This is a genomic window from Picosynechococcus sp. PCC 7117 (assembly GCF_001693275.1).
Taxonomy (GTDB): domain Bacteria; phylum Cyanobacteriota; class Cyanobacteriia; order Cyanobacteriales; family MRBY01; genus MRBY01.
In genome coordinates, this window is sequence record NZ_CP016477.1 from 2,294,510 (window position 1) to 2,309,012 (window position 14,503).

Sequence of the window (14,503 nt, forward strand, 5' to 3'; positions counted from 1 at the left end):
ATCTGATTTAACGAAGAAAATACCCGGTTACATCTAAAAGTAAAGTTTAGAAAACACCCAAGCGCTATTTCAGCCCAAAGTTCCGAATTTTCAAGATTTTTGTGCTTCGCTTTGAAAGACTTCTCCGACGATAGGCACCGTCTTTCTAAAGTGTTCTTATCTTCCCTTTGCTGAGCCGTGCTTGTGTTTATCATGTAGGACAGTGGAAAAAATACGGAGCCTCCGCATACCATGTCCCACAGTACAATTTCCAGAAAGGATATTTCATGACTGTTGCCACTTCCCAAAAACTCCCCCTAGATTGGACAACGATTATCTACTTCAGCTTGATCCATCTAGTCGCCCTCCTTGCCTTTTTACCCGGTAACTTTAGTTGGCAAGCCGTGGGCGTCTTTTTATTGTTTCACTGGATTACCGGCGGCATTGGAATTACCCTAGGGTTCCATCGCCTCGTGTCCCACCGTAGCTTTGAAGTACCAAAGTGGCTTGAGTATTTCTTGATTTTCTGTGGCACCCTCGCCTGTCAGGGGGGGCCGATTGACTGGATTGGGCTACACCGCATCCACCACAAACATTCTGACAACACACCCGATCCCCATGACTCGAACAAAGGCTTCTGGTGGAGTCACATCGGTTGGATGCTGTTTGAGATTCCCGCTCGTAGTGACATTGATCGCTACATCAAAGATATCAAAGACGATCCTTTCTACAATTTTTGCCAAAAATACATGGTTCTCATCCAGGTGGCCTTGGGTTTAGCCCTTTATGCCTGGGGAGAAGCCTGGGTCGGTAACGGCTGGTCTTTCGTGATTTGGGGCGTGTTTCTCCGCCTTGCCGTGGTTTTCCACTGTACCTGGTTTGTGAATAGTGCCACCCATAAATTTGGCTATAAAAGCCATGAGTCCAACGACCACTCGAAAAACTGCTGGTGGGTTGCCCTTGTCACCTACGGCGAAGGTTGGCACAACAATCACCATGCCTATCAATATTCCGCGCGCCATGGCCTCAATTGGTGGGAAATTGATATGACTTGGATGACAATTCGTTTCCTACAAGCCTTGGGATTGGCCAAAAATATTCGTCTCGCTCCGGCTAAGTAACAAAAATAACGACCATCCTGGAAAGTTAAGTTGTTGTAGATGTCCTTTGAAAAGGGGGCATCTTTTTATTTTTTTGGCAAGACTCATTACTTCTTGGATATTGAAGAATCTATGCCGCCCCAAAGCCTCGCTCCAACGCCGTGAACAGCGGCGTCATTTAGGGGCAAGATCAAGGTAATTTCAAGGGTCTTAGGGGAGTGAGGGCGGCAAAAATATTTGGCAAAATCAGCCTTTATCCCCTAAGATAGGTTATTAAGAAAGGTAAACTTTTCTCACATTTGTCTAGATTCACTATCATTTTTTGCCTAGAACCTAGACGAAAGTAAGGTGTTTCATCAAATAAACACCCGAAATTATATGTAATTTTTTGTTGCTTACTATTTTGGAGACTTCGTCCTTATGACTATTGCAGTCGGACGCGCGCCCCAGGAACGAGGCTGGTTTGATGTCCTCGATGACTGGTTGAAGCGAGATCGATTTGTCTTCGTCGGTTGGTCCGGTATCCTCCTGTTCCCCTGCGCCTTCATGGCTCTCGGTGGCTGGTTGACTGGTACCACCTTCGTTACTTCTTGGTACACCCACGGATTAGCCTCTTCTTATCTCGAAGGGTGTAACTTCCTGACTGTTGCTGTATCCAGCCCTGCTGACAGCCTCGGTCACTCCCTCCTTTTCCTCTGGGGCCCCGAAGCCAACTGGAACTTTGCCCGTTGGTGCCAACTCGGTGGACTCTGGAGCTTTGTTGCCCTCCACGGTGCTTTTGGTCTGATCGGCTTCATGCTGCGTCAGTTTGAAATTGCCCGTCTGGTGGGTATCCGCCCCTACAATGCGATCGCCTTCTCTGGCCCCATCGCGGTATTCGTCAGTGTATTCCTGATGTACCCCTTGGGTCAGTCTAGCTGGTTCTTTGCCCCCAGCTTTGGTGTCGCTGGTATCTTCCGTTTCATTCTGTTCTTACAAGGTTTCCACAACTGGACGCTCAACCCCTTCCACATGATGGGTGTTGCGGGGATTCTCGGTGGTGCGCTGCTCTGTGCGATCCACGGGGCAACGGTAGAGAACACTCTGTTTGAAGACAGTGACCAAGCGAATACCTTCCGAGCGTTTGAGCCGACCCAGGCAGAAGAAACCTACTCGATGGTGACCGCGAACCGTTTCTGGTCTCAGATTTTCGGGATTGCGTTTTCCAACAAGCGTTGGTTGCACTTCTTCATGCTGTTTGTGCCGGTGACTGGGCTATGGATGAGTTCTGTGGGGATTGTGGGTTTAGCATTGAACCTGCGTGCCTATGACTTTGTATCCCAGGAAATCCGCGCGGCGGAAGACCCCGAATTTGAAACGTTCTACACGAAGAACATTCTGTTGAACGAAGGTATGCGTGCATGGATGGCACCGCAAGACCAAATTCACGAACAATTTGTATTCCCTGAAGAAGTTCTACCCCGTGGTAACGCGCTCTAAGAACATTTTTCAAAGATTCAATTGTTTAGCCCTTACCCTCCAAGTTGGAGGGTTTTTTCTTGGAACTTTTACTTCGGAATTTTAAAGAGTGGGCTGCCATTTGCCATGGAAGCTGGGGGGAATAATTTCAGAAAATTCTAGGATACAAAGGGGTTCAGCCTCCAGGCGATCGCCACCGTAGATTCTGAGTTCACTCCGGTTAGCTGGGGCATTAAAGACAACGGTTAAGAGCCAGATTTCATCGGGATTCTGGGGATTTTGGACGGGGATGGGTTCAGAGGGATAATGGTTGGCGCCCATATCTGCCATGGTAAAGGTTTCTGTACGGTGGTCAAAAGCGGCGATCGCATTAATGATCTCGTGACCAATATCTGATTCTCGGCGGTGGACACCCATAAAGGTTTTGGGCCAAGGCTGCCCGGTTTGGGATTCGAGGGTGATCGGAAATTCACAGGAGCGATCGCAAATTTCGTAGGCTTCAATGACCTTGGCTGTTTTCGGTGCCAGTCGGTAGCGCCAGAGGGTGCCCTTTGTATAGGTTTGAATTTTACCTTGGGGAATTTCGACGAATTGTTGGTTGCTGGCAAAATCTGGAAACCGCACCATTTCCAGCACAATTTCGCCATGATCATCAACATAGCCATTGGTAAAGTGCCACTGGAACCAAGCCTCCTGTTGGCAAAAGCTGATCGGTTGGAGGCTGTGGCGATCAATGATCACAATCGTCGTTCCCAGTTCTGGCCGCCATTGAAGGGCATCGCTAACGGTTTTTAGGCCCAATAGTGTCGGCACCATTTGGAGACGTACCGGCGGAATACAAAACACGAGGTAATCTCCGGCCAAGACAAAATCATGCACCAGCGGCAATCCTTTTAAGCCTGGTACAGAAAAATGAGTCTGCTGTGAAATTTCGCCCTGGGGGTTACAACCGTAAAGCTGGAATGTCGCCTTGGGACCGAAGGTCACGCCAAAATTGTAAATTTCTCCAGTTTCAGGCTGAATTTTGTGGTGAGCCGAAAAGGTATCACTAGAGTGGGCAAAGCCAAGATCCATCTCTCCCAAGGTTTTAAGAGTCTGGGCATTGAGGCCATAGGGTTTCCCCCCTTCCCACAGGGCTAAAAGGCGATCGCCTAGGGGCAACACAGAAGTATTGGCCGAATTTTTGGCGGGCTTCCCCCACCGCTGCCAAATTTGTCCCGGCGCGAGGGTGCCATAGTTGGGATAGAGTAAGGTTTCTGCTGCTGCTTCCTGCTGAAAGTAGGGGGTTTCTACATAGCGATATTGGGCCTGGGCACCTGCTTCTGTAAAGTACACCCCTAGAATGCCACCATCGCCGTCAAACCAATGGCCCATGGCCTGCCCTCCCCGTGTCAAACGTCCGGGGCCATTGCGAAATAAACTCCCCCGCAATCCTGGTGGAATTGCCCCCTCTAGAACGGGCAGAGGCGTTAAATCAAACGGTTGGGCGGGGTTCGCAAAAAGTCGTGACCAAGCCGGTTGGGTCGATAGTTGTGGAGAATTTGGCGCAGCAACCATAGTCAGTTTTACCCTCAAGCAATGTTAACTATTGTAAATCGCCTTCTCCCCTTTCTTGGGGTTGCATCCTGGGGTTTGTGCATAAAATGAGGGAGATTTTAATCTTTTTTTGAAAAAATCTGAACCATGCAAACATCGAAATTTAATTTGGCGATCGCCCTTTCCCTGGTGGCGATCGCAACCTTCACCGGAGCCTGCCAAGACACCACTGCCCCCACCGATGGCAACGGCGAAACCAGTACAAATACTGGTACTGAGGGCCTGAAGTTAGGCTCCCTGACGCCAACCACTGGCGACCTTTCCTCCATTGGGCAAAATATGCCGATCGCCGTAGAACTGGCCGTGGAGACGATTAACGCTTGCGGGGGCGTCAATGAGCAACCCGTTACCCTCATCCAAGAAGATTCCCAAACAGACCCCACCGCCGGAGGAGCAGCGATGACAAAGCTGGCGGAAGTCGATAGAGTCGCCGGGGTTGTGGGGGCCTTTGCCAGTAGTGTGTCTAGTGCCGCTGTTGATGTTGCGGTGCGAAACCAAGTGATGCTCGTTTCCCCCGGCAGTACCAGTCCTGTGTTTACAGAACGGGCCGCGAATGGTGATTTCGATGGCTATTGGGCTAGAACTGCGCCCCCCGACAGCTACCAAGCCCCTGCTTTGGCTGTTTTAGCGCAAAAACAAGGCTTTGAACGGGTTTCTACCGTGGTGATTAATAACGATTATGGTGTGGGCTTTGAGCAAGAATTTATCAAAGCCTTTGAAAACCTTGGGGGCACCATTGTCAACAAAGATAATCCGGTGCGCTATGACCCGAAAGCCGCCACCCTCGATAGTGAAGCGGCAGCCGCTTTTGCCGGGGAACCCGATGCCGTCCTTGGGGTGCTCTACGCAGAGACTGGTAGTTTATTGCTCAAAGCCGCCTATGAACAGGGCTTGAGCGAAGGGATCACTATTCTATTAACCGATGGCGTCTACAGCGAAGACTTTACCCAACAGGTAGGTACGACCGCCGCTGGTCAGTCAATTATTGCGGGGGCTCTAGGGACGGTTCCCGGTGCGGATGGCCCGGCCTTAGAAGCTTTTACAGCTCTCTGGCAAGAAAAAACAGGTAAGGAGGTTACGGCCTATGTGCCCCATTCCTGGGATGCGGCGATCGCCATGATGTTGGCCGCCGAAGCAGCGGATGTAAATACTGGCGAAGGCATTAAAAATTACCTCCGGGAAGTTACCAGTGGGGACGGCCAAGAAGTGAGTGATCCCTGTGAGGCGATCGCCCTCGTCCGTGAAGGCCAAGCGATTAACTACCAAGGTGCCAGCGGGAACGTTGACTTTGATGAAAATGGTGACGTGGCTGGAAACTACGACGTTTGGACCGTTAATGAAGATGCCAGTCTCTCGGTGATTGATACCGTTAACCCCCTAGAAGCCCTCTAGGGTTATCTGGAATACAACACAAAAAAAGGGGGAGCATTTCCCCCAGTTTATCCCCATGAAAATCGAATGTTCGGGCTTTGATTAACAGCCCAAAGAGTCAGCCGTGGCAATGCCCGTCACCGGATTAACCCCTGTAGCCACCGCACAGAGCTTCTTCTGTTGTGGCCCGTCTAACACGGCAAAACTAAAATCTGCGCCATCAATCTTGGCATTCTCAAAGGTAGATCGCAGGAGAATTGCCTCCACAAAAATCGCATCGGTCAAATCGGCCCCAGTAAACTTGGAGAGATAGGCGATGCCATTGGTAAAATCGGCCCCGTGGAGGTTGGTCGTTTCCAGTAACGTGCTGTTAAAAACAGCTCCCCGGAGATCACTGCCGCTTAAATCTGCGTTGGTAAGGTTCACCTGGGAAAATTCAACCCCCTGGAGGTTTTGCCCCGCAAAATTGCTGCCGGCGAGATCTTCACTGTCGATCGCCGACCGGGATGTGGCCGCAGGACTGGCCCCATAGGCTGGTGTCCCCCAACAAAGCCCGAAAATGACGAAACCCAAAACAACAATGCGCGCTAAAACCTTCATAACCCTCAACTCGCCTGACATTTAACAAAATTTTTCCAAAGGATATTCTAAAAGATTCTCGGAAAGGGAGGAAATCCGATAGAGTTTTTGGAAAACCTCTCTAGCACGTTTGCCTCGAATCTATGACAACTCCAAATTGGTCTGCTCTCCTCCAACAACTCATCAATGGCGAATCCCTAAGCCAAACCCAAGCCTCTCAACTCATGGAAGGTTGGCTACAAGAGGCGATTTCTCCAGCCCTATCTGGAGCTATACTTGCGGCCCTACAAACAAAGGGGGTTTCGGCTGATGAGCTGACGGGGATGGCCCAAGTCCTCAAAGCCCAATCCCGACAGCAACAGCTGTTAAGCCATGGGCAACCGGTGATTGATACCTGCGGCACCGGGGGAGATGGTTCTTCTACCTTTAATATTTCGACGGCGGTGGCCTTCGTGACGGCAGCCGCTGGGGTGAAAGTTGCTAAACATGGTAATCGCTCAGCTTCGAGCAAAGTCGGCTCTGCGGATGTTTTAGAAGCCCTGGGGGTCAACCTTGGCGCTCCTACAGAAAAAGTCCATGGGGCCCTTGATGCGGTGGGCATTACGTTCCTGTTTGCCCCTGGCTGGCATCCGGCGATGAAAAGTGTGGCCCCGATCCGCCGCGAACTCAAGATTCGCACGGTGTTTAATCTGTTGGGGCCGTTGGTCAATCCCCTCCAGCCCACAGGCCAGATTATTGGTGTTTATGATTCACAATTTATTGAACGGATGGCCCAAGCGCTCAATCAACTGGGAACCCCTAAGGCGATGGTGCTCCATGGTCGGGAAGGCTTAGATGAAGCGGGCCTTGGGGATAAAACGGATTTGGCCCTTGTAAATGGTGGTGCAGTCACGACTAGCGTTTTAGATCCCGTCACTTTGGGTTTAACGCCTGTTTCCTTGCAAGCGTTGAAGGGCGGCGATGTGCCTGTAAACCAGGAGATTTTAACGAATATTCTCCAGGGGAAAGGAACCCAGGCCCAACGGGATGCGGTGGCTTTGAATGCGGGGTTGGCGCTCCAGGTGGCGGAAGTGGTGCCTTGGGGGGATCATCTCGCGGGCGTTCAAAAAGCTCAAACGGTAATGGCTAGCGGGGCAGCTTGGGACAAACTCCAGACCTTAGTCAATTTCTTAAAATAATTTTTATGGCGATCGCCGCCCTGGAAAATCTAGTGCCCAATGGTTGTGACTACCACAGCTAAATTTTCACTGGATAAATTTTCACCGAAAAACCATATACCAAGGATGAATCCCCTTTTTTTATGACTGCCCAAGCCGACATTTTGACCCGTGCTGTTCTTTTGAATTCGCAGCGGCGACCCGCCCCGGAGGCTCTCACGGCACAGTTGCTTGGCCTGGAAAAAACAGCCAAACGGGAGAAGCGGACTTATCCTTTTGTTGCTCTCTTGGGTACCTGGCAGCTCACCTTTATTACGGGCACCAAAAAAGCCCAAAAACAAGCGGGAAAAGTGCTGGGTCAGGGACGCTATTTACCCCAGTGGGTCACAGTGGCGATCGCCTATGACGCTCTGACGGATCAAGACTCAACAACGCCCTGGCAGCGGGGCAGCGTTACTAACAACGTTCACTTGGGGCCACTGCATTTATCCTTAACTGGCCCAGTGAAATTTCATACTCAAAAACGGTTACTCGCCTTTGATTTTACGCAAATAACCGTAAGCTTGGGTGGGTTGAGGCTTTATCGAGGCCAAATCCGGGGCGGTGAAACGGCCAGGCAAGATTTCTACGCAACAACCATTGGGAAACAGGCCTTTTTCAGTTACTTTTACGTCTCCCCCGATGTGATTGCGGCCCGTGGTCGTGGCGGTGGTTTAGCCCTCTGGGTTAAAGCTGAAACGAGTTAGACAGTTACTTTTACGGCTAATTTAACGGCCCAACTTATTTGGAATTCCCTCGCAGCCCCCAGGAACCGTGGCCCGACTTTTTTCGCCGCACCAAGCACAGCAATAATAACGTAGCTCTTCACTCATGCGCTTTACGTTTGTAAAGTCAACATTTTCCACCACAGCCCCCGTATATTCGCCAGTGCGGTAGTTGGGTAACTTTGCTTTAATGCGGGGACTCGCCGTTTCAAAGGGGCCATAAAAGAAAATTGTGCCTTTCACGTCCGCCAGCCGCAGATTTGCATCCACCAAAATGGTGCGAGAAAGATTTGCCCGGACTAGGTCGCAGTTTTGTAAGTTCGCCCGGACTAAATTGGCTTCACTGAGCTCTGTCCAGCGCAGATCCATGTTGGCGAGATTTGCCCCTGCCAGCATTACCCCTAAATCGATCACGCGGACGCCCCATTCTCGGTCTTCGGCATAGCTACCCGTGCCATCGAGGATCGCACGCCCCAAACGACCATCCCGCTTCAGGGGGGTCAAAAATCGGGATTGGGAAAGAAATCGCAGAATTTTTGCTTTCCCACCAGCATCGACACTGCTCAAAATGGCGGCGGTTCTCCCTTCGGCGATCGCCCTTTCTTGGGGCCAGTCTTCTAAAAGTCCTTCTTCGTTCAGGGCGAGGTCAGAAATCCCTTGGAAATAGGTGTCAATGGTTTGCTGCTGGGTAATGCGGTTTTGTTGGATGGTCAAATCACGGGAGATCACGTATTGTTCCCAGGCGACATAAACGGCCAGCACAGCAATCATAATTTGCCCCAAAGCCCCTACCCAGTCCGCCCAGGAGCCAAATTCATCCCAGACAATCTGGTTGAGCCAATGGCTCACCAATCGATAGAAACCGAGAAATCTCAACAAACTGGCGATCGCCACCACAAAAGCCACTACGCCAATGAGGGTGCGACGTTCTTCGGGGGTCAAAAAAGTCCCTAGCCAATTTTTCAGGGAAGGCAAAATAATCCGCAGCGAGAGTAAGAGGGTGACGAGGGTGCCGGATAGTCCGAGCCAAAGCCAATGGCTTAATAACCCCAAAATCGTCACGGCGATCGCCGTTGAAATGAGCCAAGGACTACCAGGATCAATTTTGCGCAGATAAAAGTGCCGTGCCGCCAAATCCGAACGGGGTGGTGGAATTTGTATCGGTTGAGATCCCGCCTGCTCCGAGGCCGTTGTTAATTCAGATTTGGGAGACTTTCCCTCAAGCTCAGTCCCCTCAGATGCTGGATTTGGTTTCCCTTGGCTCATAAACCCCTGAAAACAGAATTTTTAAGCAATTGTAGCGGATTCTTTCTCTAGCAATCCCTAGAAAAATTCCCCCTTTCGTGACAGAAAGAGGGAACACCATATCTCAAAAATAGAACCGAAATTCAGGCTTTAGAGATTATTCAAGACCACTTTAGCTGCGGCCAAGGTTTTTTCAATATCTTCATCGGTGTGGGCAAGGGAGGTAAAACCAGCCTCAAACTGAGAGGGGGCAAGATAAATTCCCTGTTCCAACATCCCACGGTGATAGCGGCTGAACTTGTGTAAGTCCGATTTCTTCGCATCTTCGTAATTACGGACAGGTTCTCCCGTGAAAAACATGCCGAACATACCACTGATGTTACCACCCGTGACTTCATGACCCGCTTCCCGGGCAATGCTCAACAAGCCATCAATTAACTTTTTCGTGATGGTTTCCAATTGCCCATACATGCCAGGACGTTGGAGTAACTCAAGGGTTTTAATACCCGCTGTCATCGCCAAGGGGTTCCCTGAGAGAGTGCCTGCCTGGTACATCGGCCCCGCCGGAGCCACCATGGACATAATGTCTTTGCGGCCACCATAGGCTCCCACAGGCAGCCCGCCACCAATCACTTTACCCAGGGTGGTGAGATCTGGGGTTACGCCAAATTTTTCTTGGGCACCACCATAGGAAATTCGGAAGCCTGTCATCACCTCATCAAAAACCAGTAAGGCGTCATGTTCCTTGGTAATTTCCCGCAATCCTTCGAGGAAACCGGCATCGGGAACCACAAACCCAGAATTACCGACTACGGGCTCTAGGATCACCCCGGCAATTTCACCGGGGTTTTCTGCGAATAATTTTTTAACCGCTTCAAGGTCATTGTAAGGGGCAGTCAATGTGGCGGCAGTGGTGGTTTTGGGCACACCAGGAGAATCAGGTAAACCGAGGGTTGCCACCCCAGATCCGGCCTGCACCAGGAACATATCAGCATGGCCATGGTAGCAACCTTCAAATTTGATGATTTTTTCTCGCCCCGTGAAAGCTCGCATCAAACGTAACACCGACATGCAAGCTTCCGTACCGGAATTCACAAAGCGCACCATTTCAATGCTGGGAACTGCATTGATCACCATTTCAGCCAAGATATTTTCTTTGAGGCAAGGGGCACCAAAGCTTGTTCCTTTTTCGAGGGTTTCCCGGAGTGCTGCATTAACTTCATCATTGGCATGGCCGCAGATGGCTGGCCCCCAAGTGCCCACATAGTCAATGTACTCGTTGCCATCGACATCCCAAACGCGGGAGCCTTTGACGCGATCAAAAACAATGGGCTGTCCGCCAACGGATTTAAAGGCCCGCACCGGGGAGCTAACACCACCAGGCATCAGCTTTTGGGCGGCACTAAAAATCTCTTCGGATTTGGTTGTGTTTAAGGCTGTAGTCACCAAACGTTTTCTCCTTGTCGCAAATTTTCTTAAAGCTTATTTTTGTTAAAATGAGTGGCTCTGATGGCTTTGTGGAAAGCATCCCAATGCAGGGAGCCATTATAACGGATTATCATTTTACGCAGTAACGGTCCCTAAAATGTTTTCCGCTGGAATTCTTGTCGCCTGTGGTTAGTGGGGATTTCCTAGTTTAGTTTATTGTCTTCAACTCCTGGAGTTTTACGCTTTTATGTCCGCGATCGCCGTTCACTTTATGCCCAATGATGTTACTGTCACCGCCACCGCAGGGGAACCGATGATCGAAGTAGCACGGCGGGCTGGGGTGGCGATCCCCACAGGCTGCTTGATGGGCTCATGCCATGCTTGCGAAGTGGAATTAGACGATGGTACAAATCTCTGTGCTTGCATTAGTGGCATCCCTGGCGATCGCCCTGAGATCACCATTCATCTCTTCAGTGATCCCGTTTGGTAAATTGCAGCAGTCTTAGAACAGACCTTCCAAAAAGCCTGTGTTGTAAGGGTTAGAGCTATTCTAATTCTCCCTTTAATCTGTCTGAAGCGTATCATTTTATACAGAATGTTAGTGGTAAACATTTTAAAAACCAGGGTGCCTTAGAATAACCGCAATCAGTCCTTAAACTTGCGTTGGGATTTGATTTTTTGAAAACATCTTTGCTCTGAATAAATGTCAGCAAGTCCTCAATGGTGAAAACCCCAAATCCCATCACCATGAAAACTTTAAGGCCCTTAGGTGCCAGACCGAGCTTGGTGCAGCTTCAGACCATAGATGATTTTTCGGCAACTTTCGTTGATGGCTTTTCAAAAGGTTACTTCTGCTACCATTAGCGAATTTTGCCTGTGTTATTCCATTGAGTGAATGCCTAAACAACATCTCAAACTAATGCCTAAGTCAACTTTTCAACAACGTGGATGGGCACGGGAAGACATGCGGTCTCCCCACACAACAGATAACAGTGTGGTGCTTCGTTTTGCCCGTCAGCTCTCCCGTCATTTCTCCCCTGCCTGGCTTGCCTGTATTCCCTTAGCGGCGATTATCACCGTCGTTTGGGGAACTGCAGCAATGGCACAATCCGACGCCGTCGATGCCGCAGGTCAAGTCCAAATTATCCTAGACACGATCTTCCTGTTGATTGCGTCCGTCCTTGTTATTTTCATGAATGCAGGGTTCGGAATGCTTGAAGCTGGTTTTTGTCGTCAAAAAAATGCGGTCAATATCCTCTCCAAGAACTTGATTGTCTTCGCCGTTGCCACCATTGCTTACTGGGCAGTTGGTTATGCCTTTATGTATGGCGATGGAAATACTTTTATCGGTCTGAAGGGCTTTTTCTTCAACGGTAGTAGTATTCCCTACAGTGGAGATGGTAGTGAATGGTACATCGAAGAAGTTATTGATGGTGAAACAGTTCAAATTCTTCAGTTCGTACCGGAAAGTGTCTCCTTCCTGTTCCAGGTTGCCTTCGCCGCCACCGCTGCCACCATCGTCTCTGGGGCTGTCGCTGAGAGGATTAAATTCGACGCTTTCTTGATTTTCAGCTTCCTTTTAGTGGCGATTTCCTATCCCATTACAGGTCACTGGCAGTGGGATGGCGAATGGCTGTCTGCACTCCCTTTCCTCGGTGTGGATGAAGAAGGGGCTGCTTTATTTGGTTTCCATGATTTTGCTGGTTCAACCATTGTTCACTCCGTTGGTGGTTGGGCTGCCCTTGTGGGTGCTGCAGTAGTCGGGCCTCGCCTCGGCAAATACCGTGATGGTCAAGTCCACGCCATTCCTGGTCACAACATGAGTATTGCGACCTTAGGCTGTCTAATTCTTTGGATTGGCTGGTTTGGTTTTAACCCCGGTTCTCAATTGGCAGCAGATGCTGCGGTGCCTTACATCGCAATCACTACAAACCTTTCGGCTGCAGCTGGGGGAATCACCGCAACCGCAACCTCTTGGATCAAAGATGGGAAGCCAGACCTGTCTATGATTATTAACGGTATTTTGGCTGGTCTCGTTGGGATTACAGCCGGTTGTGATGGCGTCAGTTTCTTTTCTGCTGTGATCATCGGGGCGATCGCCGGTGTACTCGTCGTCTTCTCTGTGGCCTTCTTCGATGCTATTAAAATCGATGACCCCGTTGGTGCGACCTCTGTACACCTCGTCTGCGGTATCTGGGGAACTCTTGCCGTTGGTCTGTTCAAGATGGATGGAGGTTTATTCACTGGCGGTGGCATCCAACAGCTGATTGCCCAAATCGTCGGTATCCTATCCATTGGTGGCTTTACCGTCGCCTTTAGCTTTATTGTTTGGTATGCCCTATCGGCAGTCCTTGGTGGAATTCGCGTCGAAAAAGACGAGGAACTCCGGGGTCTCGACATTGGTGAACACGGCATGGAAGCTTACAGTGGCTTTGTTAAAGAGTCCGATGTTATCTTCAGAGGGACTGCCACTGGTTCCGAAACCGAAGGATAAATCCTCCCAGGAAATCCTTAAAACAATCTAAAGAAATTTTTCCTAACCTTCCTTACCCAAGGGAGGTTTTTTATGTGAGTTCACATTTTGTTACGTTACCCAATCAATACTTAAGCCGCTCAAAAAGTCTGACCTAGAGAAGGAAAGTCTCTGAGTATATCGACTCATTAATCCGGTCTTTCCACTTGGTTTCCTGAGTTGATTTTCTGCGGAATTTTGGAAATTCAGAGATCTAACCTTAGGGGGAGTCCACTGAAAAACGGCTCTGCTCAACCCTGCAAATGCCCTACTCTTCTTCTGTCTAGCCCAAGCACTCCCTGAGAAAATTAGCGGTGATCGCCTATAAACATGAAGTTTTGTGACAGATCTTTTTACAAGATGTAATGTTTAAATGCCGGCAGACGTTGTATAACATTTACCTAAGATTAAGAGTCACTCGCAGTACTCCTTAGAAACCCCATAGGTTCCAAGGAACTAGCATGAACTTTATCTGGTAACTTTGAGAATCTGAAAAATTCAATGAATGTAAAGTTTCTTAAATGCCAAGGTGAAAAACAAGCAAAAATAGCTGACACTCTTAATTGGCTTTGGGGATTAAGTTTCCAACTCGAAAACAAAACCTTTTATCGACTCTAGGATTTTGTTTTCAGCAAGAGAGCCCCTCAGCACTTGCTTCACTCTTGTTAGTAAGCAAACCGCACAAAATAAATCCCACTCATCAAAATATAAGTAGGAGATAAAAACATGTTTGATATTTTTACCCGGGTTGTTTCTCAGGCTGATGCCCGAGGTGAGTTCATTTCTAGCGACAAGCTCGAAGCTCTCAAAAAAGTTGTTGCCGAAGGTACCAAGCGTTCTGATGCCGTAAGCCGCATGACCAACAATGCGTCTTCCATCGTTACCAACGCTGCTCGTCAACTCTTCGCTGACCAGCCCCAACTCATCGCTCCCGGTGGAAATGCTTACACCAACCGTCGCATGGCTGCTTGTCTTCGCGACATGGAAATCATCCTCCGTTATGTAACCTACGCAACCTTCACTGGTGATGCGTCTGTACTCAACGACCGCTGCCTCAATGGCCTCCGTGAAACCTACGTTGCGCTTGGTGTTCCCGGTGCTTCCGTTGCTGCTGGTGTACGTGCAATGGGTAAAGCTGCTGTAGCGATTGTTATGGATCCCGCTGGTGTAACTCCCGGTGACTGCAGCTCTCTCCAACAGGAAATCGAACTCTACTTCGAAACTGCTGCAAAAGCTGTTGAATAATCTTTTTTAATTCAACTCTGACATTTTTCGTTTTAAGTCTTACCGATACTGTAAGGCGCCCTTTTAAAG

Annotated in this window: 12 protein-coding genes; 8 read left to right on the forward strand and 4 right to left on the reverse strand. The window is 49.5% G+C overall.

Translation table 11 applies throughout. The features are described from left to right. Positions 1–266: 266 nt before the first annotated feature. Together AWQ22_RS11060 and psbD are read left to right on the forward strand one after the other, a co-directional pair. The gene (locus AWQ22_RS11060; RefSeq protein ID WP_065711114.1) at positions 267–1,100 is read left to right on the forward strand and encodes an acyl-CoA desaturase; all 834 of its coding nucleotides are present in this window, start codon (positions 267–269) and stop codon (positions 1,098–1,100) included. A 399-nt stretch (positions 1,101–1,499) separates the two neighbouring features. Then, complete coding sequence (gene psbD, locus AWQ22_RS11065; RefSeq protein WP_012307174.1) at positions 1,500–2,558, forward strand: photosystem II D2 protein (photosystem q(a) protein); 1,059 nt, start codon at positions 1,500–1,502, stop codon at positions 2,556–2,558. Positions 2,559–2,639: 81 nt separating this feature from the next. Here the strand turns inward: psbD and AWQ22_RS11070 are convergent, their stop codons facing one another. Continuing rightward, positions 2,640–4,094 carry a carotenoid oxygenase family protein gene (locus AWQ22_RS11070; protein WP_065711115.1) on the reverse strand — a complete coding sequence of 485 codons (1,455 nt, stop codon included), beginning with the start codon at positions 4,092–4,094 and terminating at the stop codon, positions 2,640–2,642. Positions 4,095–4,220: 126 nt separating this feature from the next. On the opposite strand from AWQ22_RS11070, the gene AWQ22_RS11075 reads away from it, so the two are divergent. Next, entirely contained in the window at positions 4,221–5,525 is a 1,305-nt protein-coding gene (locus AWQ22_RS11075) for an ABC transporter substrate-binding protein (RefSeq protein ID WP_065711116.1), read from the forward strand. 81 nt (positions 5,526–5,606) lie between these two features. Here AWQ22_RS11075 and AWQ22_RS11080 read toward each other — a convergent pair whose 3' ends face one another. After that, the gene (locus AWQ22_RS11080; RefSeq protein WP_012307801.1) at positions 5,607–6,104 is read right to left on the reverse strand and encodes a pentapeptide repeat-containing protein; all 498 of its coding nucleotides are present in this window, start codon (positions 6,102–6,104) and stop codon (positions 5,607–5,609) included. Between the two features lie 122 nt (positions 6,105–6,226). Here AWQ22_RS11080 and trpD point away from each other — a divergent pair, with 122 nt between their 5' ends. Further along, positions 6,227–7,261 carry an anthranilate phosphoribosyltransferase gene (trpD, locus tag AWQ22_RS11085; protein ID WP_065711117.1) on the forward strand — a complete coding sequence of 345 codons (1,035 nt, stop codon included), beginning with the start codon at positions 6,227–6,229 and terminating at the stop codon, positions 7,259–7,261. 122 nt (positions 7,262–7,383) lie between these two features. After that, a complete protein-coding gene (locus AWQ22_RS11090; RefSeq protein ID WP_065711118.1) occupies positions 7,384–7,986 on the forward strand; it encodes a hypothetical protein in 603 nt (200 codons plus the stop codon). A 21-nt stretch (positions 7,987–8,007) separates the two neighbouring features. On the opposite strand, the gene AWQ22_RS11095 is transcribed toward AWQ22_RS11090, so the two are convergent. Beyond that, positions 8,008–9,270 carry a pentapeptide repeat-containing protein gene (locus AWQ22_RS11095; protein WP_065711119.1) on the reverse strand — a complete coding sequence of 421 codons (1,263 nt, stop codon included), beginning with the start codon at positions 9,268–9,270 and terminating at the stop codon, positions 8,008–8,010. Between the two features lie 129 nt (positions 9,271–9,399). Next, a complete protein-coding gene (gene hemL / locus AWQ22_RS11100; RefSeq protein ID WP_030007293.1) occupies positions 9,400–10,698 on the reverse strand; it encodes a glutamate-1-semialdehyde 2,1-aminomutase in 1,299 nt (432 codons plus the stop codon). 226 nt (positions 10,699–10,924) lie between these two features. Here hemL and AWQ22_RS11105 point away from each other — a divergent pair, with 226 nt between their 5' ends. The 3 genes from AWQ22_RS11105 to AWQ22_RS11115 all read left to right on the forward strand — a co-directional run bounded on the left by AWQ22_RS11105 (position 10,925) and on the right by AWQ22_RS11115 (position 14,434). Further along, positions 10,925–11,167, forward strand: coding sequence for a 2Fe-2S iron-sulfur cluster-binding protein (locus AWQ22_RS11105; RefSeq protein WP_012307806.1), 243 nt, complete (start codon positions 10,925–10,927; stop codon positions 11,165–11,167). 474 nt (positions 11,168–11,641) lie between these two features. Then, the gene (locus tag AWQ22_RS11110) at positions 11,642–13,171 is read left to right on the forward strand and encodes an ammonium transporter (RefSeq protein ID WP_041443948.1); all 1,530 of its coding nucleotides are present in this window, start codon (positions 11,642–11,644) and stop codon (positions 13,169–13,171) included. Positions 13,172–13,915: 744 nt separating this feature from the next. Next, positions 13,916–14,434, forward strand: a complete 519-nt coding sequence (locus AWQ22_RS11115; protein WP_062435379.1) for a phycocyanin subunit beta — start codon at positions 13,916–13,918, stop codon at positions 14,432–14,434. The last annotated feature ends 69 nt before the right edge of the window (positions 14,435–14,503 follow it).